22 protein-coding genes are annotated in these 21109 nt (G+C 71.8%); 8 read left to right on the top strand and 14 right to left on the bottom strand.

Annotation, left to right across the window (positions count from 1 at the left end; all coding sequences use genetic code 11):
* Window positions 1–84 precede the first annotated feature (84 nt).
* Together ACIG0D_RS31775 and ACIG0D_RS31770 are read right to left on the bottom strand one after the other, a co-directional pair.
* The gene (locus ACIG0D_RS31775; protein ID WP_399807851.1) at window positions 85–1407 is read right to left on the bottom strand and encodes an MFS transporter; all 1323 of its coding nucleotides are present in this window, start codon (window positions 1405–1407) and stop codon (window positions 85–87) included.
* Between the two features lie 280 nt (window positions 1408–1687).
* Window positions 1688–2932, bottom strand: coding sequence for an MFS transporter (locus ACIG0D_RS31770; RefSeq protein ID WP_399807848.1), 1245 nt, complete (start codon window positions 2930–2932; stop codon window positions 1688–1690).
* A 133-nt stretch (window positions 2933–3065) separates the two neighbouring features.
* Here ACIG0D_RS31770 and ACIG0D_RS31765 point away from each other — a divergent pair, with 133 nt between their 5' ends.
* On the top strand, window positions 3066–4064 hold the full coding sequence (locus ACIG0D_RS31765) for a LysR family transcriptional regulator (RefSeq protein WP_399807845.1): 999 nt from the start codon (window positions 3066–3068) through the stop codon (window positions 4062–4064).
* A gap of 108 nt (window positions 4065–4172) precedes the next feature.
* Complete coding sequence (locus ACIG0D_RS31760) at window positions 4173–4706, top strand: hypothetical protein (RefSeq protein ID WP_399807843.1); 534 nt, start codon at window positions 4173–4175, stop codon at window positions 4704–4706.
* A gap of 42 nt (window positions 4707–4748) precedes the next feature.
* Here ACIG0D_RS31760 and ACIG0D_RS31755 read toward each other — a convergent pair whose 3' ends face one another.
* A complete protein-coding gene (locus ACIG0D_RS31755) occupies window positions 4749–5180 on the bottom strand; it encodes a YybH family protein (protein WP_399807840.1) in 432 nt (143 codons plus the stop codon).
* Window positions 5181–5403: 223 nt separating this feature from the next.
* Here ACIG0D_RS31755 and sigJ point away from each other — a divergent pair, with 223 nt between their 5' ends.
* Complete coding sequence (gene sigJ / locus ACIG0D_RS31750; RefSeq protein WP_399807837.1) at window positions 5404–6342, top strand: RNA polymerase sigma factor SigJ; 939 nt, start codon at window positions 5404–5406, stop codon at window positions 6340–6342.
* Window positions 6343–6355: 13 nt separating this feature from the next.
* Here the strand turns inward: sigJ and ACIG0D_RS31745 are convergent, their stop codons facing one another.
* Window positions 6356–6775: an arsenate reductase ArsC gene (locus ACIG0D_RS31745; RefSeq protein WP_399807834.1), complete on the bottom strand. Its 420-nt coding sequence runs from the start codon at window positions 6773–6775 to the stop codon at window positions 6356–6358.
* Between the two features lie 124 nt (window positions 6776–6899).
* On the opposite strand from ACIG0D_RS31745, the gene ACIG0D_RS31740 reads away from it, so the two are divergent.
* Genes ACIG0D_RS31740 through ACIG0D_RS31730 form a run of 3 tightly spaced genes read left to right on the top strand, consistent with a single transcriptional unit; the run spans window position 6900 to window position 9357 of the window.
* A complete protein-coding gene (locus ACIG0D_RS31740; RefSeq protein WP_365766940.1) occupies window positions 6900–7208 on the top strand; it encodes a metalloregulator ArsR/SmtB family transcription factor in 309 nt (102 codons plus the stop codon).
* Window positions 7205–8296 carry an ACR3 family arsenite efflux transporter gene (gene arsB / locus ACIG0D_RS31735; protein WP_399807830.1) on the top strand — a complete coding sequence of 364 codons (1092 nt, stop codon included), beginning with the start codon at window positions 7205–7207 and terminating at the stop codon, window positions 8294–8296. Before ACIG0D_RS31740 ends, arsB begins: the two co-directional genes overlap by 4 nt.
* The gene (locus ACIG0D_RS31730) at window positions 8293–9357 is read left to right on the top strand and encodes an ArsO family NAD(P)H-dependent flavin-containing monooxygenase (protein ID WP_399807827.1); all 1065 of its coding nucleotides are present in this window, start codon (window positions 8293–8295) and stop codon (window positions 9355–9357) included. The genes arsB and ACIG0D_RS31730 overlap by 4 nt, the downstream gene beginning before the upstream one ends.
* A gap of 76 nt (window positions 9358–9433) precedes the next feature.
* Here the strand turns inward: ACIG0D_RS31730 and ACIG0D_RS31725 are convergent, their stop codons facing one another.
* Window positions 9434–9943, bottom strand: a complete 510-nt coding sequence (locus tag ACIG0D_RS31725) for a GNAT family N-acetyltransferase (protein ID WP_399807824.1) — start codon at window positions 9941–9943, stop codon at window positions 9434–9436.
* A 32-nt stretch (window positions 9944–9975) separates the two neighbouring features.
* Entirely contained in the window at window positions 9976–10350 is a 375-nt protein-coding gene (locus ACIG0D_RS31720; protein ID WP_399807822.1) for an ArsR/SmtB family transcription factor, read from the bottom strand.
* Window positions 10351–10511: 161 nt separating this feature from the next.
* Between ACIG0D_RS31720 and ACIG0D_RS31715 the strand changes: the two genes are divergently transcribed.
* Window positions 10512–11915, top strand: coding sequence for an NAD(P)-binding domain-containing protein (locus tag ACIG0D_RS31715; protein WP_399807819.1), 1404 nt, complete (start codon window positions 10512–10514; stop codon window positions 11913–11915).
* A 58-nt stretch (window positions 11916–11973) separates the two neighbouring features.
* Here the strand turns inward: ACIG0D_RS31715 and ACIG0D_RS31710 are convergent, their stop codons facing one another.
* From ACIG0D_RS31710 to ACIG0D_RS31700, 3 genes are all read right to left on the bottom strand, one after another.
* Window positions 11974–13578, bottom strand: coding sequence for a hypothetical protein (locus ACIG0D_RS31710; protein WP_399807817.1), 1605 nt, complete (start codon window positions 13576–13578; stop codon window positions 11974–11976).
* Window positions 13575–14699 (bottom strand): hypothetical protein, encoded by a 1125-nt coding sequence (locus tag ACIG0D_RS31705; RefSeq protein WP_399807814.1) that lies wholly within the window; start codon window positions 14697–14699, stop codon window positions 13575–13577. Before ACIG0D_RS31705 ends, ACIG0D_RS31710 begins: the two co-directional genes overlap by 4 nt.
* A 235-nt stretch (window positions 14700–14934) precedes the next feature.
* The gene (locus tag ACIG0D_RS31700) at window positions 14935–15648 is read right to left on the bottom strand and encodes an SDR family NAD(P)-dependent oxidoreductase (RefSeq protein WP_399807811.1); all 714 of its coding nucleotides are present in this window, start codon (window positions 15646–15648) and stop codon (window positions 14935–14937) included.
* Window positions 15649–15876: 228 nt separating this feature from the next.
* Here ACIG0D_RS31700 and ACIG0D_RS31695 point away from each other — a divergent pair, with 228 nt between their 5' ends.
* Window positions 15877–16371, top strand: coding sequence for a MarR family winged helix-turn-helix transcriptional regulator (locus ACIG0D_RS31695; RefSeq protein ID WP_399807808.1), 495 nt, complete (start codon window positions 15877–15879; stop codon window positions 16369–16371).
* A 7-nt stretch (window positions 16372–16378) separates the two neighbouring features.
* Here the strand turns inward: ACIG0D_RS31695 and ACIG0D_RS31690 are convergent, their stop codons facing one another.
* From ACIG0D_RS31690 to ACIG0D_RS31670, 5 genes are read right to left on the bottom strand one after another with little or no spacing between them, the layout of a single operon-like run.
* Window positions 16379–18169 (bottom strand): PP2C family protein-serine/threonine phosphatase, encoded by a 1791-nt coding sequence (locus ACIG0D_RS31690; RefSeq protein WP_399807806.1) that lies wholly within the window; start codon window positions 18167–18169, stop codon window positions 16379–16381.
* Window positions 18153–19343 carry a SpoIIE family protein phosphatase gene (locus tag ACIG0D_RS31685; RefSeq protein ID WP_399807803.1) on the bottom strand — a complete coding sequence of 397 codons (1191 nt, stop codon included), beginning with the start codon at window positions 19341–19343 and terminating at the stop codon, window positions 18153–18155. Before ACIG0D_RS31685 ends, ACIG0D_RS31690 begins: the two co-directional genes overlap by 17 nt.
* Window positions 19340–19795, bottom strand: a complete 456-nt coding sequence (locus ACIG0D_RS31680) for an ATP-binding protein (RefSeq protein ID WP_399807799.1) — start codon at window positions 19793–19795, stop codon at window positions 19340–19342. Before ACIG0D_RS31680 ends, ACIG0D_RS31685 begins: the two co-directional genes overlap by 4 nt.
* Complete coding sequence (locus ACIG0D_RS31675) at window positions 19792–20202, bottom strand: STAS domain-containing protein (protein ID WP_399807797.1); 411 nt, start codon at window positions 20200–20202, stop codon at window positions 19792–19794. Before ACIG0D_RS31675 ends, ACIG0D_RS31680 begins: the two co-directional genes overlap by 4 nt.
* On the bottom strand, window positions 20199–21092 hold the full coding sequence (locus tag ACIG0D_RS31670) for an STAS domain-containing protein (protein WP_399807795.1): 894 nt from the start codon (window positions 21090–21092) through the stop codon (window positions 20199–20201). Before ACIG0D_RS31670 ends, ACIG0D_RS31675 begins: the two co-directional genes overlap by 4 nt.
* Window positions 21093–21109 lie beyond the last annotated feature (17 nt).

The following is a 21109-nucleotide window of genomic DNA, read 5'->3' as shown; positions in this document are numbered from 1 at the left end:
GGCTTTCTGCGGGGTTCGGTGGTCCGGGTTCCGTGTGCCGTTTTCCGTGTCCGTGTTCCGTGGACGAGCACCACGCTATGAGGCCTATAGGTCAGATCCCGGCCTAATGACGCGGGATTCGGTGACTGGCGCGGTCGGCAGCCTCCGTCCGAGACGTACGAGCGGGGAGAAGGCCATCACGGCCGGGGACGACAGCATGCCCGCGGCCGTCACCAGCAGGCTGGTGCGCAGGCCCCACTCCATCGCGAGAAACCCGCCGAGCAGGGAGCCGAGCGGCGCCATCCCCATGCCGACGAACGTGATCGTCGCCGCCGCGCGGCCCTGCATCCCGCCCGGAGTGACGGCCTGCCGCACCGCCATGAGCGTGACGTTCACCAACTGCCCGGCGGCCCCGAACACAAAGGTGATCGCCAGGAGCGCGGAAACCGTCACCACCGAGGAACCACGCAACGCGGGCACACACAGGAACACGCCGTCGCCGAGCGCCGCCGCGGACACGAGCACCGTGCCGTGACCGAACCGGCTCGGCAGGCGAGCGGCCAGGACCGAGCCCAGCAGCGCGCCCGGCCCCATCGCCGCCAGCGTCAGTCCGACGGCCGTTGCGGACAAGTGCAGTTCCCGCGGCAGGAAGAGAAGACAGGCGGTCATCATCGCCGCGAAGGAGAACTGGAAAGCCGCCGAGGCCAGGCACACGGTCCGCAGCAAGGCGTCGCCGACGACGAAGCGGAGACCCTCACGGATCCGTCGCCACACCCGAGGGGGACGCTCCGAGTGTTCCGGGATCGGTTCGGTACGACGGATCCGACGGATGGACAGGAACGACAGCGCGAAGAGCACCGCGCTGAAGGCGGCAGCGATCGGCGCCGACAGCAGGGACACCAACGCACCACCGAGGGCGGGCCCGCCGATCTGCGCCGCGGACCGGCTGCCCTCCAGCGCGCTGTTGCCCCGCAGCAACTGATCCCGCCTCACCAGCCGTACGACAGACGCCTGATACGCCACGTCGAAGAACACGGACAGCGCGCCGACGGCGAAGGCGACCACCAGCAGCCCGGGCAGACCGAGCCGGCCGAGCAGACCGGCCACGGCGGCGGCGCCCAGCAGCAGGGCCCGGCCGGCGTCCGTCGCCACCATCACCGAGCGGGTCCGCCACCGGTCCACCCACGCGCCGACGAGGAGCGAGAGCAACAGGATCGGCGCCTGCCCCACGGCACGGAGGACGCCCAACTCGCCCGCGCCGGCGTCCAGCGCGAGAACGGCGACGAGCGGGAGAACGACCGAGGTGGTGTGCTCGCCGAGTTGGGAGACTGTCTGACCCACCCAGAGCCTGCGAAAGTCGCGGTCCCGCCACGGACTCGGCGGATCAGACCGGCCGGAACCGGATACGGCGGAGGAAGCGGACGACACGAAGATCCCTCGATCTGCCGACGACGAGGCCCGTCACCCGGCGCACAACAGGTGCGGTGCGCCTGCGATTCAGGCAGAGGAAGACTCGCTGTGCCGCGACATCAAGGGCAGCACGCGATGACGGGCCGGCCACGGCCCACAACGTCAACGCGCGCTCGGACGACCGACCATGTCCGCAACTCCTCTGGGTCGACTCGCTGCACCGGGACACTAGTGCCCGATGCGCGCAAGGCGAAAGGCAATTAGGGCACCCGGCCGAGTCGATGGCCGCCGTGGATGTTCAGGCGCGGCTCGGCGTCGGCTGCGGCTCGCGGGGAGACGTTGCCGCGCGGCGGGGGAGCAGCAGCGGAGTCACCAGCAGGAGTACGCCGGCCAGGGCGATGGCCGTACGGGGGCCGAGCAGGGCGCCGAGCACGCCCCAGGTGGCCGTCAGCAGCGCGGTCGAGGCCCTGGTCGTCACAGCCCAGGCGGTCAGTGTGCGGGTGACCCGGTCGGTCGCGGTGCGTGCGAGGCGATGGGTGGCGTAGACGGGGTTGAAGACGCCGCAGCAGAAGATGAGCCCGAGTTCGACGCCGATCACCAGCAGCAGCCCCGCCGTGCCCGGCCCCGGAAAGGCCAGACCGACGGGCCAGACGGCGCGCAGTGCCCCGGCCACGACCAGGACCCGGTACGGTCCGAACCGGGTGACGAGCGGCCGGGCCAGCCGCGACCCGACGAGCCCGGCGACCGAGGGTGCGGCGAAGGCCAGGCCGTACTGCCACGGTGTGAACCCGAGCCGGTCGAGCATCAGGACGGCCAGCAGCGGCTGGGTGGCCATCACCAGGCCGTTGAAGAGAACGGTGTTGCAGAACAGCGGACGCAGCGTCGCGTCGGCGAGGATGTACCGCCAGCCGTCGAGCAGGTCTCCCGCCCGCATGCGCGCGGTCTTCCGGCGATCGGGCCGCGGTTCGTGCCCGCCCGCCGCACCGAGACCCAGGGCCGAGAGCAGGTGGCTGACCGCGTCGGCCACCACCGTCGCCACCGGACCGAGAAGCCCGATCGCCGCGCCGCCCAGCGGCGGCCCGACGATCGTGGTCGTCCAGGCCGTGGACTCCAGCCGCGCGTTCGCGACGAGCAGGTCCTCGGCCGGCAGCAGCGTCTTCAGGTACGCGCCCGAGGCGGCACGGAAGGTGATGTCGGACGCCGCGACGACCACCGAGACCAGCAGGAGCTGGACGAACGTGAGCACGCCGAGCGCGAACGCGGCGGGGATCGTCAGCAGCGCGGCGAACCGCACCAGATCCATCGCGATCAGCACCGTCCGCTTGCGCCGGAACTCCGTCCACGAACCGAGTGGCACCGCCGCGACCGCGCCCACCGCGGCCCCCACGGAGGAGAGCGCGGCGACCTCGGCCGGCCCGGCGTGCAGCACCTGGATGGCGAGCAGCGGGAACGCACCGAAGGCGAGCCACGTGCCCAGCGCGCTGGTCCCGTACGCCGCCCAGAGCCAGCCGAACCGCCGCCCCAGCCGGTGCCCGCTTCTCATCCCGCTGCCTCTCGTCACCCACCCGCACAACCGGTGTGCGACCGGAGGCATCAAAGCGAGCGCCGTCTCCACGGGTCAAACAACCGCACGGCCTCCCAGCCACAACCGACAGTTGTGGCCATAGAGTGCCGGCATGGATCTCGACGCCGTCCGGACCTTCGTCCTCGCCGCCGACGCGGGGCGGTTCCAGGAGGCCGCCGCCGAACTGGCCGTCACCCAGCAGGCCGTCTCCAAGCGCATCGCCGCGCTGGAACGCAACCTCGGGGTGCGGCTGTTCACCCGCACCCCGCGCGGTGCCGAGCTGACCATCGACGGCCAGGCGTTCCTGCCCCACGCCCGGGAACTGCTGCGCGTCGCCGAGCGCGCGGAGGCGTCCGTGCGCACCAGCCGCCGCCCCCTGCGCGTCGACGTGATCAACTCGCGCGGCGCGGCGACGGGCCTGATGCGCGGCTTCCACCGCGCGCACCCCGAGATCGAGCTCGACGTGGTGATGCTGCTCGACATCGACACGGCCGTCGCCGCCATCCGGTCCGGTGAGATCGACGCGTCCTTCCGCGCCGTCGCCGCACCCGGCCGTCCCCTACCCGAGGACATCGCGTGCGTCCGGGTACTCGACGAACCGCTCCAGCTCCTCACCGGCCCCGACCACGCGCTGGCGTCCGCCCGGTCGGTGACCGTCGGCCGGCTCGTCGGACACCGGATCTGGATGCCCGGCATCGTCCCGGGAACCGAATGGGCGGCCTACTACGACGACCTCGTCGCCGAGTTCGGCCTCACCATCGAGGCGACCGGCCCCAACTTCGGCTCGGACGCCCTCCTCGACACCATCGCCGACACACCCGCCCTGGCGACCTTCATGAGCGAGCAGACCCGCCTCGTCTGGCCCGCCGGCCACGGCCTGCGGCGCATCCCGGTCACCGACCCGACACTCGTCTACCCCCACTCACTCCTCTGGCACCGCGACAACCCCCACCCCGCACTGGCCACCCTCCGAGCCCACCTCGCCACCACGGCGGCGGGCCACGACGCCGCGGGGACCTGGCGGCCGGACTGGGTGATCCCGCGGGGCCGTCGATTCCTGAGCGAGCGCCGTCGAAATCTGAGGGAAGCAGAGCACCTTCGGTCGATCTGAGGACGACCACCGGCCCATCATCTCGATTCCCCGGACCCCGGCCCGATCGCGGATCTACCGTACGGACATGCCGCGCTGCACACCGTGGTCGTAAAAGGAGGAATCCCGATGTCTTCGCACTGCGACCCCCAGTACGCCCCCGTCGGGGACGTGGGTGCGGCGCTCATGGTGCTCGACTCCCGGCTGAAGGCCATCTACGACGGCAAGAGCACGACCGATCCCGAACAGCAGCAACTGATGGACCAGTTCACCGAGTCCCTGGGCCCCGACGGAGCCCAGGGGCTGCTGGACGGCGTGTGCACCGTCATCTACATGTTCATGCAGTGGCTGCGCATGGTGCACACGGACCATGACCGGGACGTCATCGAGTACGTGGTGCCCAACCTGGTGAAATCGCTGAGCATGATGCCCAAGAGCGTCCGCCCCGAAGCCATCCCCACCATGGCCGGCCTGGTGACCGCGGCGGGCATCGGCCTGAGCCCCAACCTGTGGCGCATGCAGTACGGCGACTGGATCGACGACGAGCTGAACGCGCTCGAGGCCACCGCCTACCTGCTCGCGGAGCACATCAACCGGATCGCGGAGGACCGCGACTTCGCCACCCGCCTGATCGCCGCCGCTCTGTCGGTCGAGGAGCAGTAGCTCCGAGAGCAGGAGACTCAAGGTCGGCGGGGCCGGGTCTCGCTACATGTCCGGCGGGAACCACGCCTGGAGGTTCTCGGGGTTGATCGGCATGGAGATGTGCTCGTGCGTGATCAGCCACTGGCCGTTCGTCCGGCGGAAGCACACGCTCGAGCGCACCCATATCCCGATGCTGAGCCCGTTCTTACGCGTTCCCGAGTCCAGGTGGAGCATGTGCGCGAAGGCGATGTCCGCGTCGCTGCTCGCGACGGTGAGCGCGTGCGTCTCCAGACCGATCGGGCCGTCGTACGCGTCGAACCACCGCAGGAAGTTACGGCGGACCTCTTCACGTCCCGTGAAGTGGAGCGGGGGAACGGCGTCGTAGTAGACGATGTCGTCGGAGTAGAGGGACATGAGCCGGTCGATGTCCTTCGCCCGGCTGGCGTCGACGCGGCGTTGCAGCAGTGCCCTGATGTCGGACTCGTACGAGGTCATCGCAGTCCCTCCCTGTCGGTGGCGGATCGGTCGGAGCGAAGCGACGTCGCTCCGACCCCTACGACAAAGCGGCCCCACGGAATGTGAGGCGGGCGGCGACGTCACAATTCGCGGGGCTGTCGTGTCGTAACAGTCGACAGTGACAGTGACAGTGACTGCGGCAGTGACAGTGACAGAGGCAGCGGCAGTGACAGCCGCTGCGAGATGACGAAACGGGGATGCTGTGACCACTCAGTCCGGGCCGGAGGACGGCCTGCTCGATCCGGGCCTGGCCGCGCTGGTGGGGGAGCGGCGTCGGCTGCTCAATTTGGCGTACCGGCTGCTGGGCTCGCTGTCGGAGGCGGAGGACGTCGTTCAGGAGACGTACGTCCGCTGGTACGCCATGTCCCGCCAGCGGCAGGAAGCGGTCGAGTCGGTCGGCGGCTGGCTGACGACGGTCGCCACCCGCATCTGCCTGAACCAGCTCGGCTCGGCACGGGCCCGGCGGGAGCAGTACGTGGGGCAGTGGATCCCCGAGCCACTGCCGGAGCCCGCCGAGCGGTTCGGCGGCGTTTCGACCGCCGTGGCGGACGATCCGGCGGACCGCGTCACCCTCGACGAGTCGGTGAACATGGCCTTCATGGTCGTGCTGGAGTCCATGACCCCGGCCGAGCGGGTCGTGTTCGTCCTGCACGACGTCTTCCGCTACGCCTTCACCGAGATCGCCGAGATCGTCGGCCGCAGCCCGGCCGCCTGCCGTCAGCTGGCCTCCTCGGCGCGCCGGCGCGTGCGTGAGGCGCGGCCGGTGTCCCGCCCGATGCCGGCCGACGAGGCCGCCGATGTCGTCAGGAGCTTCAAGCGGGCCTGGGAGGCGAAGGACATCGGCGCGCTCATCGGCCTCCTCGACCCGGCCGTGACGGCGATCGGTGACGGAGGCGGCCACGTCAGCGCCCTGCCGCACCCCGTCGAAGGCGGCGAGCGCGTGGCGCACTTCCTGGTCCAGCTCGCGGCCAGGGCGACCGACCTGACGTTCGTCGAGCGGATCGTCAACGGCCGCCCCGGCCTGCTCGCCGTGCACGCCGGCCGGACCGTGGCGGTCTACGCGTTCGACATCGTCGGCGACCGCATCACGCACATCTGGGCCGTACTGAACCCGGACAAGCTGCGGCTGTGGACCACATGACGGGGAGCGCCCGTCACGCCCCGTGCCGGGCGTCGATCTCGGCGATCAGGGCCTCGATGCGGGTCTCGATCTCGTCGCGGATGGGGCGGACGGCTTCGACGCCCTTGCCGGCCGGGTCCTCCAGGGCCCAGTCGAGGTACTTCTTGCCGGGGAAGACGGGGCAGGCGTCGCCGCAGCCCATGGTGATGACGTAGTCGGACGCCTGGACGGCCTCGGTGGTGAGGATCTTCGGCTCGGCGGCGGAGATGTCGATGCCGACCTCCCTCATCGCCTCGACAGCGGCCGGGTTGACCCGGTCGCCGGGGACGGAACCGGCGGAGCGGACCTCGATCCGGTCGCCCGCGAGGTGGGAGAGGAACCCGGCGGCCATCTGCGAGCGGCCGGCGTTGTGGACGCACACGAAGAGCACGGAGGCGAGCGGAGCCGAGGACATGCGTTCTTCCTTCAGGGATGAGGGGGACACGAATGCGGGCGGTGCGGGCGGGGGACGCGCCTTCCGGCGGCCACGGGTCAGTGCGAGCTGGTGTCAGCCGAAGGTGATGTGACAGTATCAGCCCATGCTGACGTCAGTCGACAATGACCTGATCCGGGTGCTGGCCGACCCGCTCAGGCTTCGGATCGTTACCCTGCTGGCCCGCGAGACGCTGTGCACCACGCACCTGGTGGAGGAGACGGGCGCCAGGCAGACGAACCTGTCCAATCACCTGAAGGTGCTGCGCGAGGCCGGGGTGGTGGAGACCGAGCCGTGCGGCCGGTTCACGTACTACCGGCTGAGGCCGGAGGTCATCGAGACGCTCGCCGGCCAGTTCACCGCCCTCGCCGAGACCGCCCGCGCCAACGCCGACACCAAGAGGGCCTGCCCGTGACCCGCACCGAGGCGCCCGCGACGCCCCAGGAAGCCTCCGTCGTCGCCAAGCTCTCCACGCTCGACCGCTACCTCGCCGTGTGGATCCTGATCGCCATGGCCGCCGGCCTCGGGCTCGGGCGCGTGATCCCCGGACTGAACGACGCGCTGGCGAAGGTCGAGATCGGCGGCATCTCACTGCCGATCGCCCTCGGCCTGCTGGTCATGATGTACCCGGTCCTCGCCAAGGTCCGCTACGACAAGCTCGACGCGGTCACCGGCGACCGCAAGCTGATGGTCTCCTCCCTGGTCGTCAACTGGCTTCTCGGCCCGGCGGTGATGTTCGCACTGGCCTGGATCTTCCTGCCCGACCTGCCCGAGTACCGCACCGGCCTGATCATCGTCGGCCTGGCCCGCTGCATCGCCATGGTGATCATCTGGAACGACCTCGCCTGCGGCGACCGCGAGGCAGCCGCCGTCCTCGTCGCGCTGAACTCGCTCTTCCAGGTCCTGGCGTTCGGCCTGCTCGGCTGGTTCTACCTCGACCTGCTGCCCGGCCGTCTGGGCCTCGGCGACGGCGAGCACCTGGACATCTCCATGTGGAAGATCGCGGCGAACGTCGTCATCTTCCTGGGCATCCCGCTGCTGGCCGGCTTCCTGACCCGCCGGATCGGCGAGCAGAAGATGGGGCGGGAGAGCTACGAACAGAACTTCCTGCCGAAGATCGGCCCGTGGGCGCTGTACGGGCTGCTCTTCACGATCGTCGTCCTCTTCGCCCTCCAGGGAAAGACGATCACCTCACAGCCGCTGGACGTGGCCCGCATCGCCCTCCCGCTGCTCGTGTACTTCGCGCTGATGTGGTTCGGCACCTTCGCCCTCGGCAAGGCGATCGGCCTCGCCTACGACCGCACCGCCACGCTCGCCTTCACCGCGGCCGGCAACAACTTCGAGCTGGCCATCGCGGTCGCCATCGCCACCTTCGGCGTCACCTCCGGCCAGGCCCTGTCCGGCGTGGTCGGCCCGCTCATCGAGGTCCCCGTCCTCGTGGCGCTGGTGTACGTCTCGCTCGCGTGGCGGCGGAGGTTCACGGCGGCACGACCGGCATCATGACGCAGCGCGTGGACGTGGTGGTGGTCGGCGGCGGCCAAGCGGGGCTCGCCGCCGGCTACCACCTGCGCCGCCAGGGCCTGGATTTCACGGTCCTCGACGCAGACCCGGCACCGGGCGGAGCCTGGCAGCACATGTGGGACTCGCTGCACCTGTTCTCCCCGGCCGCCTACTCGTCACTCCCCGGCCGGCTCATGCCGGCCCAGCCGGGCGAGACCTACCCGGACGCCGATCACGTGGTGGACTACCTCACCGACTACGAGAAGCGCTACGACCTGCCCCTCCAGCACGGCACCCGCGTGGAGGCCGTACGCCGCGACGGCGACCGGCTCCTGGTCGAGGCGGACTCCGGGACCTGGCGGGCCCGCGCGGTCATCAGCGCGACGGGCACCTGGTCGCGCCCCTTCCTCCCGGCCGTCCCCGGCAGCGGGATCTTCTCGGGGCGACAGCTGCACACGGTGCACTACCGCCGGCCGGCCGACTTCGCCGGACAGCGCGTCATCGTGGTCGGCGGCGGCAACTCGGGCGCGCAGATCGCCGCCGACCTCGCCCTGACCGGCGACGTGGAGGTCACTTGGGCGACACCACGCCCGCCCCGGTTCCTGCCCGACGACATCGACGGCCGGGTCCTGTTCGACGTCGCCACCGCCCGCCGCCGCGCCCTCGACGAAGGCCGCACCGACACGGGCGGAGTGGCCGCGCTCGGCGACATCGTCGCCGTGCCCCCGGTCCGCGCCGCCCGCGACGCCGGACTCCTCACCGCGCGGCCGATGTTCTCCCGGCTCACCGCCACCGGCGTCCGGTGGGCCGACGGTAGCCGCGCCGAGGCCGATGCCGTCATCTGGTGCACCGGCTTCCGGCCGGCGCTCGCCCACCTGGCCCCGCTGGGCCTGCGCGGGCCACGCGGCCACATCCCGGTCTCCGGCACCCGCGCCGTCGCCGAACGCCGCCTGCACCTGCTCGGCTACGGCGACTGGACCGGCCCGGCCTCCGCCACCCTGATCGGCGTGGGCCGCCCCGCCCGTGACGCGGCCCGGGACATCGCGCGCCTGCTGAGCGGCTGACGCGGCACACCAGCCACCGAAGCAAGAACCCGAGCCCGAGCCCGCACCGGGGGCCGAGCACCGGTGGGCTTGAACCTCAGTCGATCACGGAACTGCGCCGCTCGACGAGAACGACGTCACGCCACCGGCCATGGTGGCGGCCGACGCGCTGCCGGGTGCCGACGACCCGGAACCCGGCGCGTTCGTGCACGGCGAGGCTGGCGGTGTTCTCCGGGAAGATCCCGGACTGGACGGTCCAGATCCCCGCCGCCTCGGTCGACTCGATCAGGGCCTTGAGGAGAGCCGAGGCGACGCCCCGGCCGCGGGCCGCCGGGTGGACGTACACGGAGTGCTCGACCACGCCGGCGTACGCGCACCGGTCCGAGACGCGGCTCGCGGCCACCCAGCCGAGCACCGTGCCGTCCTCGTCCACGGCGGCGAAGCGGTGCTCGGCCACCTTCGCGGCGTCGAACGCCTCCCAGTCCGGAGCGACGGTCTCGAAGGTGGCGTTGCCCTCGTCGATGCCCGCCTGGTAGATCGCCAGCACCTGCTCGGCGTGCTCCGCCGTCAGCGGCACGATCACCGTGCTCGAGGCTCCGTTGCTCATGGATTCCCCCAGCCACCCACGCCGTTCCTCCGTCAGGCCGCGGCCGGCAGGGTCAGCAGCTTGCCCATCGCCGCGAGCACGGACGGCTCGACCCGGTAGTAGACCCAGGTGCCGCGGCGCTCGGAGGTGAGCAGCCCGGCCTCCTTGAGCTTCTTCAGGTGGTGGGAGACGGTCGGCTGGGACACGCCGACGTCGGAGATGTCGCAGACGCACGCCTCGCCGCCCTCGTGGGAGGCCACGGCGGAGAACAGCCGCAGTCGCACCGGGTCGCCGAGCGCCTTGAACATCCGTGCGGCCACCTCGGCCTCGTCGGCGGTCATCGGCCGCTCGGTCAGCGGCGGACAGCACGGCACGACGCCCTGACCTTCGGAGGGCTCGAGCAACGGCAGCACGTTGGCATTCGACATACGTCTATGTTGACACGCGTCGAAGCAAGAGGTGAACTCATATCGACGATCGTCTATGTTGACGCTCATCGAAACAGGTGTCATGCTGGCCGTGCAAAACATCGACAGATCTCGAAACAGCAAGCTCACCCGTGGACCCGTTGCCAGGGAAGGACCCACCCATGACCATCAGCAGCGACCTCCCCGTCGTCGTGATCGGCGCCGGACCCATCGGGCTGGCCGCCGCGGCCCACCTGACCGGCCGCGGCATCACCCCGCTGGTCCTGGAAGCGGGCCCGGCCGCCGGCGCCGCGGTGCGCGACTGGTCACACGTGCGCCTGTTCTCCACCTGGGGCGAGGTGATCGACCCGGCCGCCGAGAAGCTGCTGGCCCCGACCGGCTGGACCCGCCCCGATCCGGCGACCTACCCCTCCGGCGGCGACTGGGCGGAGCGGTACCTGCGGCCCCTCGCCGACGCCCTCGGCGACAAGGTCGTCCGCACCGGCGCCACCGTGACCGGCGTCTCCCGGGCCGGCCGCGACCGGATCGTCGACGCCGACCGCGAGGCCCAGCCCTTCGTCGTGCACGTCACCCACGCCGACGGCCGCGAGGAGCGCGTCCTGGCCCGCGCGGTGATCGACGCCTCCGGCACCTGGACCACCCCGTCCCCGGCGGGCGGCAGCGGCTTGCCGGCACTCGGCGAGAAGGTGGCGGCCGACCGCATCACGTACCGCGTCCCGGACCTGAAGAACCCCGCCGTCCGCGCCCGGTACGCCGGCAAGCGCACCGCGGTCATCGGCTCCGGCGCCTCCGCGTTCACCGCGCTCGCCTCCCTCGCCGACCTCGCCGGGTCCGGCGACGGCACGGACACGAAGGCGGTGTGGATCCTGCGCCGAGGCATCTCCGGCTCCACCTTCGGCGGCGGCGAAGCCGACCAGCTGCCCGCCCGCGGAGCCCTGGGCCTCGCGGCCAAGGCCGCCGTGGACGACGGCTACGCCGACGCGGTCACGGGCTTCCGCACCGAGGCGATCGAACGCGACGATGACGGACGGCTGGTCCTGGTGGGCGAGGACGGCCGACGGCTCCAGCCCGTGGACGAGGCGATCGTGCTGACCGGATTCCGCCCCGACCTCTCCTTCCTCTCCGAGGTCCGACTCCGCCTGGACGAACGCCTCCAGGCCCCGGTGGAACTCGCCCCGCTGATCGACCCCAACCAGCACTCCTGCGGCACCGTCTACCCGCACGGCCACCGCGAGCTCTCCCACCCCGAGCAGGGCATCTACCTGGTCGGCATGAAGTCCTACGGCCGCGCCCCCACCTTCCTCGCCATGACCGGCTACGAGCAGGTCCGCTCCGTCGTCTCCGCCATCGCCGGCGACCTCGAGTCCGCCGACCGCGTCGAACTCACCCTCCCCGAGACCGGAGTCTGCGGCGGCGCAGGCCTGTTCGACGCCCCCGACGCCCAGCAGACCGGCACCGGCGGCTGCTGCGCGGCCCCCGAGCCCCAGCTCGTGCAGCTCGGCGCACCCGGGACGGCAGCCGCGGCCGACGAGAGGGCTCCGGCGGGCGGCTGCTGCGGCTCGTGACCAGCCGGCTGCCTGCCGGGATTTCGGTTTCCGGTGGGCCGGCTGGTCGAGCGCCGCGTCAGCCGGTGCGGGGGATCTGGCAAGCGCCGCTGCCCTCCTGGCCCTTGGGCGGTGGGCTCTTCTCCGGCCAGGCGAGGCCCACGAACGTGGGGCGCTCGGCGCGTACTTCGGGGTCGAGCCGGACCACGGCGACGGCCTTGTTGTAGGCGTTGCCCTGGTTGTCGATGCAGATCCAGCCGCTCGCCCCGTCGACCTTGTGCACGCCCCGCAGGGCGTTCCAGTCGGTTCCGATCTCCCGCAGCGTCGGAACGTAGCCGCTCTTGCGGTTCTCCGCGTGCAGCCGGATGCCCGCGATGGCGGTCTTGGCGGAGTCGTGCACGGAGACGGTACGTGAGTCGTAGATGTCGGCGGGCCCGATCGGTCCGACGGGAGGCGGTGCCTCCAGCCGCCGCATCAGCTCGCGGACCACCGCCGGGGAACCGCCGGTCTCGGGTGGCTCGGGCCGGGTGCTGAGCCATCCGTCGGGGTGCGAGATGGAGGTGTACAGGACCGTCACCTTGCCCTCCCACCTGCCGCCGTCACCCTGCAGGCCGCGCAGCGCGTCCCAGTCCAGCTCCTTGTCGGCGTAGAGCGTGGACGCGCCGGATCCGCTGACCACCGTGAACGGCTCCTGCTTGCACGGGCGGTTCCTGGCCAGCTCGTTGAGGAACTGCCGCAGATGGGTGGGACGGCCCGCGAAGTAGACGGTGTTGACCTGCGGCCGCAGGACACAGATGTCCGTGGCCATGCGCTTGAACTCGCTGGACAGACCGCCCTCGACGTCCGTTCCCTCGGACTCGAACGGCATCGGCTCGTGCGGCGACCGGTGCAGCTTGCGTTCGTAGGCCTGCAGAAGCGATTCGTTGTACGGGTCCGCCCGGGTGTCCTTGACCAGGATGGCGTGCTCGAGGTCCAGCTTCCTGTCGAAGTGGATCAGTGCGTCCGCCTGGTCGCTGTTGGTGGGCGCGATCCGGGCGAACAGGGGGTAGCCGGTGAACTCGTTGCCGGTGATCGGGCCGCCCACGACCGGGATCTTCTTCTCCTTCGTCAGGTACGCGATGGCGTCGGCGGTCGGCTGCACGCTGAGGTCGAACCCGAAGACGGTACGGAGGTTGTGCTTCTTGTCGTCGGCGAGTTCGGCGAGCTGGTCGGCCACCGGCCGCCACTGGTCACGGTTCTTCCCCGGGTTGGCGAGGACCAGCCGGATCTTGGGGTGTTCACCACCGCTCTGCTTCTCGGCCTTGGTGGCGCCGTTGGCGAAGTACTGCGCGATGTAGGCGCCCTGCACCTCGTGCAGGATCTGCTCTCTGACCTCTTCGTGGTCGGAGGTCATCGGGATCATCAGGGCGATGGTGACATGCGTCTGGTCGTCGATGCGGTCGTTCTCCTCCTTGATACGTGCCATCACCTGCGCGAGCTTGTCCATGAAGGGCTTGCCGCCCCCGTCGCTGACGCCGATGCACTCGCCGTTGACGGTGCTCAGACCCGGCCCGCACGGGTCGGGCTCCTCGGGGCCGAACCTGTCCCACAGGTACCAGGCGGCCAGCAGCGCGAGGACCACGCCCACGGCCATGGCCGCCAGAGCCACCGGGCCGGGCCCGGGCTTGGCCGGAGTCTCTGTCACTGCCCCTCCTCCGATGACGTGGTCGGCCGTCGTCCCGCCACTGCCTCCCGCACCGTCACCCGCAGCAGCCTCCGCTCACGCGCGTCGCCTTCCAGGCGCAGAGTCCAGGTGTCGAGGAGGCTTTCGAGTTCATCCAAGGGCGCCGCCGTCAGCCGGGCGCCGGCGTCGTCGTCGCTCACCACCAGCACCACCGGGTGGGTGACCGTCCGTCGCCCCACCACGCGGCGCAGCGTCCGGTGGGCGTCGAGGTAGGTGTCGAGCACGGCCCGGCCCTCCGCGTCGTGCACCTGCAGCAGCATCAGCGGGGGCTGGTTCCGGTTGAGCCGGCGCAGCAGGCCGTAGTGCGCGTCGATGTCGGCGAGGAAGGCGGCGATGAGGTACTCGTTCCGGTTGGCCACCCGGGACGCCTCCTGGCGGGCCTCCTCCGCGCGGACCTCGTACGGGTCGCCGGGACGCGGCGGGCGCGGCCGGAAGAAGTGGAACAGCCTGATGGCGATCGCCTCGCGGTTGGAGAAGGCGCCGCCCTTCGGCACCCTCAGTGCCCTTCCCCACCACCGCAGGGCCACCCGGTCCGGCCGCGGGCGACCGGTCAGGAAACGCACCGCCGTGGACAGCACCGCCAGCAGGGCGCCCACCATGCCGCCCGCCGACAGCGACGGCTCCAGATCACGGAGCAGCTGATCGCGTTCGAGCGTGTCCTCTTCGTGTCTCCGGCCCAGATGGCGTACCAGAGCGCGGTGCGCGTGCTGCAGCCGGTCCAGACCGAGGTCGGCGTGGTCGGCGGCCCAGGTGTGGGCGAGCAGCCCGAGGTGGAAGCGGGGGAAGGCAGGACTGCGGCGGCCGTAGGGGCCGTTGAGACCGGACATCCTGGTCGACAGATACCAGAAGGACTCGGCGACACCCTTCTCCACCGGGACCTCGGGCACGTTCACCGGCAGCCGCCCGGCATACCTCTGCTGGAGTTTCCACAGCAGACCGTTCTGCCGCGTCCGGTCGAGGCCCACGACCTCGATGACCGGCGGCCCGCCCTTGCGCCGCAGCCTGCTGCCCACGCTCGGCCGGTGCCGCGGCTCCATCACCAGGCCCGAGACGATGCGGGTCAGGAGACTCTCGTACTCCACAGGCTTCCCCCGTTCTCTCGGACCTCATGGGCCCGGTACTCCTGTGTCGCTGGCGGCCATGAATATACGGAGCACCCAGCGCTGGCAAGGGGGGAGTGGTGAGGCTGCGGTGATTGGCTTGATCTCGTGCTTACTTCGTGAGAAATCACCGCGCGGCCATGGGGGCGCCCCCGCGCCCCCGCGCCCCCGGGGCGAGCCCCAAGGCGCGGGGGCGTGCGGTCGGTGACGTGCCGGCTCAGCCGAGCGCTACGCCGGTGTGGGCCTCCAAGGCCCGGATCAGCTCGGCCTGGAACTCCTCGTCCCGCGCCGCGGGATGCGGTGGCCGCGGCTGCTGGTGGTACCAGTAGCCGCCGGTGTGCGGAGTCACGTCCTCGTGGGTGGCGAGCCACACCTGGGTGCGGTGCCCGGCCACCAGGTCGTCCGGTGCGCCCCGGCCGCCCATGCGCGTGGGCACCCAGCCGGGATCGACCGCATGGCTCGACGTGCCCTCCCAGCGGGACGCGCAGGCGAGCGCGAGCGTGGTGACCCACAGCTTGGTGTCGTCGTAGGAGGCCCTGCCGGAGGAGAGCCGTCGCAGGTCGGTCGAGCCGGTCCGGTGCATGGAGCTGCTGAGGTAGATCAGCCTGCCCGGCTTGTCCATCAGGGCCGTCAGAAGGTACGGCGCGACGGTGTTGACGGTGGCCACCTCCGGCGAGCGCAGGACACCGGCGTTGTGGATGACGGCGTCGAAGCGGCCGAACGCGGCGGCCTGGCGGGCGACGTCGTGGATCTCCTCCGGACGCGCGAGGTCCCCGGTCACGAGGCCCGCCCACCGGCCGGTGTCCTCCGCTCCGGGGAAACGGCCCGCGTTCCGGGCATGGACGACCACGTCGTGCCCGTCGCCCGCCAACGCGTCGGCGGCGGCGCGCCCGAGCCCGGCGCTCGCTCCGGTCACCAGAATCAGTGCCATGCCGGCCATCATCCCTCGGCGCCCCGCCGTCCGGACGACGGCGCGACACGCAGCCTGCCCTGCGCAGGAAACTTTGCGAGTGCACGCACCACCTTTGCCGTCGGCGCCGTCACCACTGACTGACAGGACGTCAGAGCCCTTGGGCGGCTTGCGGCCCCGCTCATCGGGTACTGCGATGGAAGTGAGCGGCATGAGTAAGCCCCTGAGGTTACCGAAAGCGATGAGTGTGTGACGCGTCTCGGCCCTGGCGACGACCGGATGAGGGGCGAGGGTGCTGGTCCGGAGCCCCTCGCCCCGGAGATCGCTGACGCCGTGGAGAGCCTGACGAACCTGTGGTCACTGGCGGCCCAGGAGGCCGCTCTGCGCCTGTCGCTGCAACAGCTGCGCGCGCTGCGGGTCGTGGAGAGATCACCGGGCGTGAACCTCACCGGACTGGCCGAGCGGCTGGACATGGGCTCGCCCACCGCCAGCCGGCTGTGTGACCGACTGGAGGCCGCGGGCCTGCTGGAGCGCGCCCTGCACCCGCACAACCGACGCGAGGTACGCCTGAGCCTGACCCCGCACGGACATCACGTGCTGGCCGACATAGCGACACAGCGGGCTCGGGCGCTCGGGGAGGCGCTGGGCGCGATGGCACCGCCCGAGCGCGCCGCGCTGCTCCAGGGGTTACGGGCCTTCCTCACGACCCAGGACCCCTGGGAGCCGCCGTCCGCGGAGACCTGACGGGCGGCTAGGCGACGCGATGGCAGAGCAGCAGACAGACGTCGTCGTCGCGCTCCGAGTCGTGAAGCATCGGTTTCAGAATGGACTCCGTGGAGGCTTCGAGATCCTCCAGGTCCGCCGGGGTCACCGCGGCCAGCGTCTGCGCCAGCCGCTGAATGCCGGGGTCGATGCCCTGCGCCCGGCGCTCGACGAGTCCGTCGGTGTACAGGGCGAGGGTCGAGCCGGGTGGCAGTTCGGCGGAGTGATCCTCGTAGGTGTAGGGGAGGGGCACACCGAGCATGACGCCCGGCCGCGCGTCGAGGAGGCGGACCGTGCCCTCGGGGGAGCGCGCCACGGCGGGCGGGTGACCGGCGGCGGCCCAGACGACCTGCGGGTCGTCGGGCCGGATGCGGGCGATCAGAGCGGTCGCGTACAGCGCGGGCTGCTGGTGGCACAGCATGCGATGCAGCCGGGTCAGGATGCGGGCGGGGCTGTCGTCCTCGACGGCGTAGGCGCGCAGCGCGGTGCGCAACTGGCCCATCATCACGGCCGCGTGCAGACCGTGCCCCGTGACGTCCCCTATGACGGCGAGCAGGCTCCCGTCGGGCTGGACGAAGGCGTCGTACCAGTCACCGCCGATGTTCAGGCCGCGGGTGGCGGGCAGGTAGCGGGCGGCCAGTCGTACGCCGTCGGTGGCGGGGAGATCGGTGAGCTGCGCGCGTTGCAGCGCCTGGGCGGTGTCCCGGTGCTGTTCGTAGCGGCGGGCGTTGTCCAGGGCGATGGCCGCGCGCCGGGCCAGCTCGATCAGCATCACGCTGGTGTCGGCGTCGAAGCGGGAGCCGGAGGCGGGGCCGGGCCCGGAGCCGGGTGCGGAGGCGGGTGCCGGGGCGGGGTCGGGGTCGGGTGCGGTGAGGCTCAGCACGCCCTGCAGGCTCCGGGACAGCAGGGGGATGCACAGCAGGGGCCGGTCGGGGGCGAGCGCGGACGGCGGCAGGTCGTCGACGTCGGGCAGCCCGCCGGGGTGGGCCGCCGCGTGCTGCGGGCGCCCGGTGCGGGCGGCTGCCACGGCGGCGGCCGGCCGGGGCGTGCCGGCTGGTGTGGTCTCGTCGTCGAAGAGCCAGACGTCCACGTGGGCGGCGTAGTCGGGGACGAGAAGCCCGGACAGGCGCTCGACGATGTCCTCCTGGTCGAGTGACGCGGTCACCGCGGCGCTGGCGTCGGTGAGGAAGGTGAGCAGGCGGCGTGCTCGCTCCGCCTCCGCCCGAGCGGCCCGTTCCGCGTCGAGGATCGCCCGCTGGCCGCGTGCCGCGGCATCCAGTTCGGCGTGCAGGGCCAGCACGCCCTGATTGGTGTGGTGCAACTCCTCACGGTGGAACCGGACCAGCTCCTCCTGCTCGTCGAGCCACGTCAGCAGCTGCGCGACGCTGTCGTCCGCTGCGAGCAGTGCTTCGGCCAGCGCTGCCTCGTCCACGGTGGCGGGCTCGGGGAGGGGAGCTGCCCCGCGGTGGGCACCCGGCTCGCGGCAGGCGACGGTGAGCTCCCACGGCGGCGGCTCCTGGGGCGGATGGCCCGCCGGACGCACGGCGATACGCAGCGTGCCGTGTGCGTCGTCGCAGGCGGGTGGCAGCTTCTCCACCAGCAGATCCCCCACCTCGCCGCTGACCAGGCAACGACGCAACTGCGCGGTGAGGGCGCTGAGAAGCCGGGCCTGCTCGCGGACCGGCAGGTCGGCCTCCGCCGCGAGGCGGGCGGCGAGGATGCGGACGCGAGCGGCGTCGACCGCTGTGCTGATCTTCCAGACGTCAGGGCAGGCGGTCATGGGGGTCCGTCCGGCGGTCGGGGCAGAGTACGGCCACGCTCGTGTCGTCGCGCAGCGGGCTCGCGGCGCTGCTCGCGTCGCGCAGGGCGACCGCGGCCACCACGGCCGGATCGTGGGCGAGAAGTCCGGGATCGTCCGGCGGCGTCCAGCGGCCCGGCAGACCGTCGCTGTGCAGGACGAGCAGACTCTCCGCAGTCCAGGGCACCTGCTGAAGCGGCACGGTCGCGGGGAAATGCGCGCCGACGATACCGGGGTGGGAGACGAGCGGCTGCCAGCCGGCCCCGGTGCGCAGCCGACCGCCCACGTTGCCGACTCCGGCAAAGCACAACTGCCCGGCATCGTCGTCCAGTTGGGCCACCGCCACGGCAGCGCCCCTGGTCTTCCTCAGCCTCGCGTCCAGGCGTCGCAGGATGTCCGTGGGCGGCAGAGCCACCAGACGGCGCAGCTCGTCCACGGCGGCGGAGGAGGCGTGCGCGGCCCGGACACCGTGGCCGAGACCGTCGGCGAGCAGCAGCGTCAGCAGCGGACCGGAACGGGTCCAGCCGAAGGCGTCACCCGAGTGCTCGGCCCGGGCCAGGGAAAGATTGATGCCGCCCACCCGAGGCCCTGCCGCCCTCCCGCGCGGCGCCCCGTGCTGAGCGGCCGGCACAGCGCCGATGCGGGCCACGGCGACCGTCCCGCGGTCCCGGCGGCTGTGCAGGTCGAAGTCGTCGGACACGCGCAGGCAGGCGCCCAGACCGGCACCGAGCGAGGAGTCGGCGGTGGTGTAGCCGTCCCGCATCGCCGCGGCGACGTCATCGATCCCCGGGCCGTGGTCGACGGAGACGATCTGCACTCGTCGATCGGAGCACTCGGAGATCGCGGAAGCCTCGTGGATCGCGGAAGCCTCGGAGGCGGCGGAAGCCCCGGCGACCTCGGTGGCCCGGGCGACCTCGGTGGCCCCGCAGGTCCCGGCGGCCTGTGTGGCCGTACCCGACTCACCGACCAGGTTGATCACGACCCGCCCCCCACCCGCGTGTTTGAGGAGGTTGGTCGCCAGCTCGGTGGCCACCAGCGCGGCGGCGGCCGCCCGGTGCACGCCGAGACCGGCGACGGCGCAGGCCGCCTCGGCGGCGACCCGGACGTCCCGGACCCGTGTCGAGTCGTGCACGGGGATGTCCCACACCCTGCTCATGTCGCCTCCGAGCGGGGGAGGGGCGGTCCCAGGGCGGAGGCCCAGGCGGTGACGCTGACGGTGGTGCCCTCCCCGGGGCGGCTGTCGAGGGTGAACTCCTGCACCAGCCGCCTGGCTCCGCTCAGCCCGAGGCCCAGTCCGCCGCCGGTGGTGTACCCGTCGGTCAACGCCAGCTCGACATCGCGGATGCCGGGACCGCTGTCGACGAACGACAACCGCAGCCCGCGGCTCTGCGAGCTGCTCAGCCGTGTCATCTCCATGTGCCCGCCGCCGCCGTGCACGAGCGTGTTGCGGGCCAGTTCGCTGGCAGCGGTGACCAGTTTGGTCTGCTGCACCAGCCCGAAACCGAGTTCGATCGCGGCCTGCCGCACCAGCTGCCGTACCCGGGCGAGATCGGCGTCCGAGCCGATGGGCAGGGTCACCGATGCGGTGAGGCGGCCGGCCTGCGTCATGGGCTCTCCTGCGGGTGCGTCGGCGGGCCGAGCGAGGGAGGCCGGCCCAGCAGGGTCAGCGCCTTGTCGACATGGAGCGCGGTGGTCACATTGGGCAGGCTGAGCCCCAGCTCGACGAGCGTGATCGCCACGGCCGGCCGCATACCGGCCAGCACCGTGCGCGCCGCCATCAGCCCCGCGCCCGCGGCGATCTCGGCCAGCACACGGCCGAGGAACGAGTCGACGATGTCCACCCCGGAGATGTCGATGACCAGGCCCCTCACCGGAGTGGAACCGTGCGCGATCCGCCGCGTGATGTCGTGCTGCAACTGCTCGGCCGCCGTGTCGTACAACTCGCCCTGCAACGTGACCAGCAGGACGTCACCGAGCGCCAGCACGGGCACCGAGGCCGCGGAGTGGCCGCTCACCGCAGGCTCACGCCCGCCGAGGCCCGCGGGGAGACCACGATGCCCAGGTGACCCAGCGCGTAGGCCAGGGCGTCGGCCAGGTCGGCCCGGGTGACGATCGAGCCCAGGTCGATGCCGAGGTGGACGATGGTCTGGGCGATCGCGGGGCGGATGCCCGAGACGACGCACTCGGCGCCCATCAGCCGGGCGGCGGCCACCGTCTTCATCAGGTGCTGGGCGACCAGGGAGTCGACCGTCGCAACCCCGGTGATGTCCAGGATGGCGTACTCGGCGCGCTGGTCGACGATGGCCTCCAGCAGGCTCTCCATGACCACCTGGCTGCGGGCGCTGTCCAGCGTGCCGATCAGCGGTACGGCGACGACGCCCTCCCAGAGCTTGATGACCGGAGTGGCCACCTCCAGGAGCTGCTGTCGCTGCCGCTCGATCAGCTCCTCGCCCGCGCTGAGCGCCGTCTCCATCACCACCACGCGCAGGGAACCCATCAGCACGGCGAGCGCCAGCGCGCACTCCTGCGCCGGGGCCGCGTCCGGGTCCTCGAACTCCCCGCGCAGCAGCTCGCCGACCGGTTCGCGCAGGCCGGCGACCTCCTCGGCGATCTGGGCGGGCGCGGACCCGGAGCGGGTGCGCGAAGCCGCCATACGTTCCAACTGCTCGCGCACCGCCGCGAACCCGGGTGCGGTGATGCTGTCCAGCCGCCCGTCGGCCGCGACGTCCGCGAGGGCGTCCACCACCGCCTTGCCCGCCTCCACCGCCTCGTCGCGTGAGACGGTGAACACCGTCCGGAAGAGGGGTGCGTCCGCCCAGCGCTGGGCGATCTGCTCTCGCCGCCTTCTGAGGAAGGCGCTCAGCTCCAGCGCTGCCGCCCCGGTGGTCGCTGCTCGCTCCGACACTGCCTCTCCCTGTCACC

The sequence above is a fragment of the Streptomyces sp. NPDC052773 genome (assembly GCF_044547145.1).
Lineage (GTDB): Bacteria > Actinomycetota > Actinomycetes > Streptomycetales > Streptomycetaceae > Streptomyces.
Note: the sequence above shows the minus strand (reverse complement) of the source record. Positions and strands in the feature narration are given on the sequence as shown.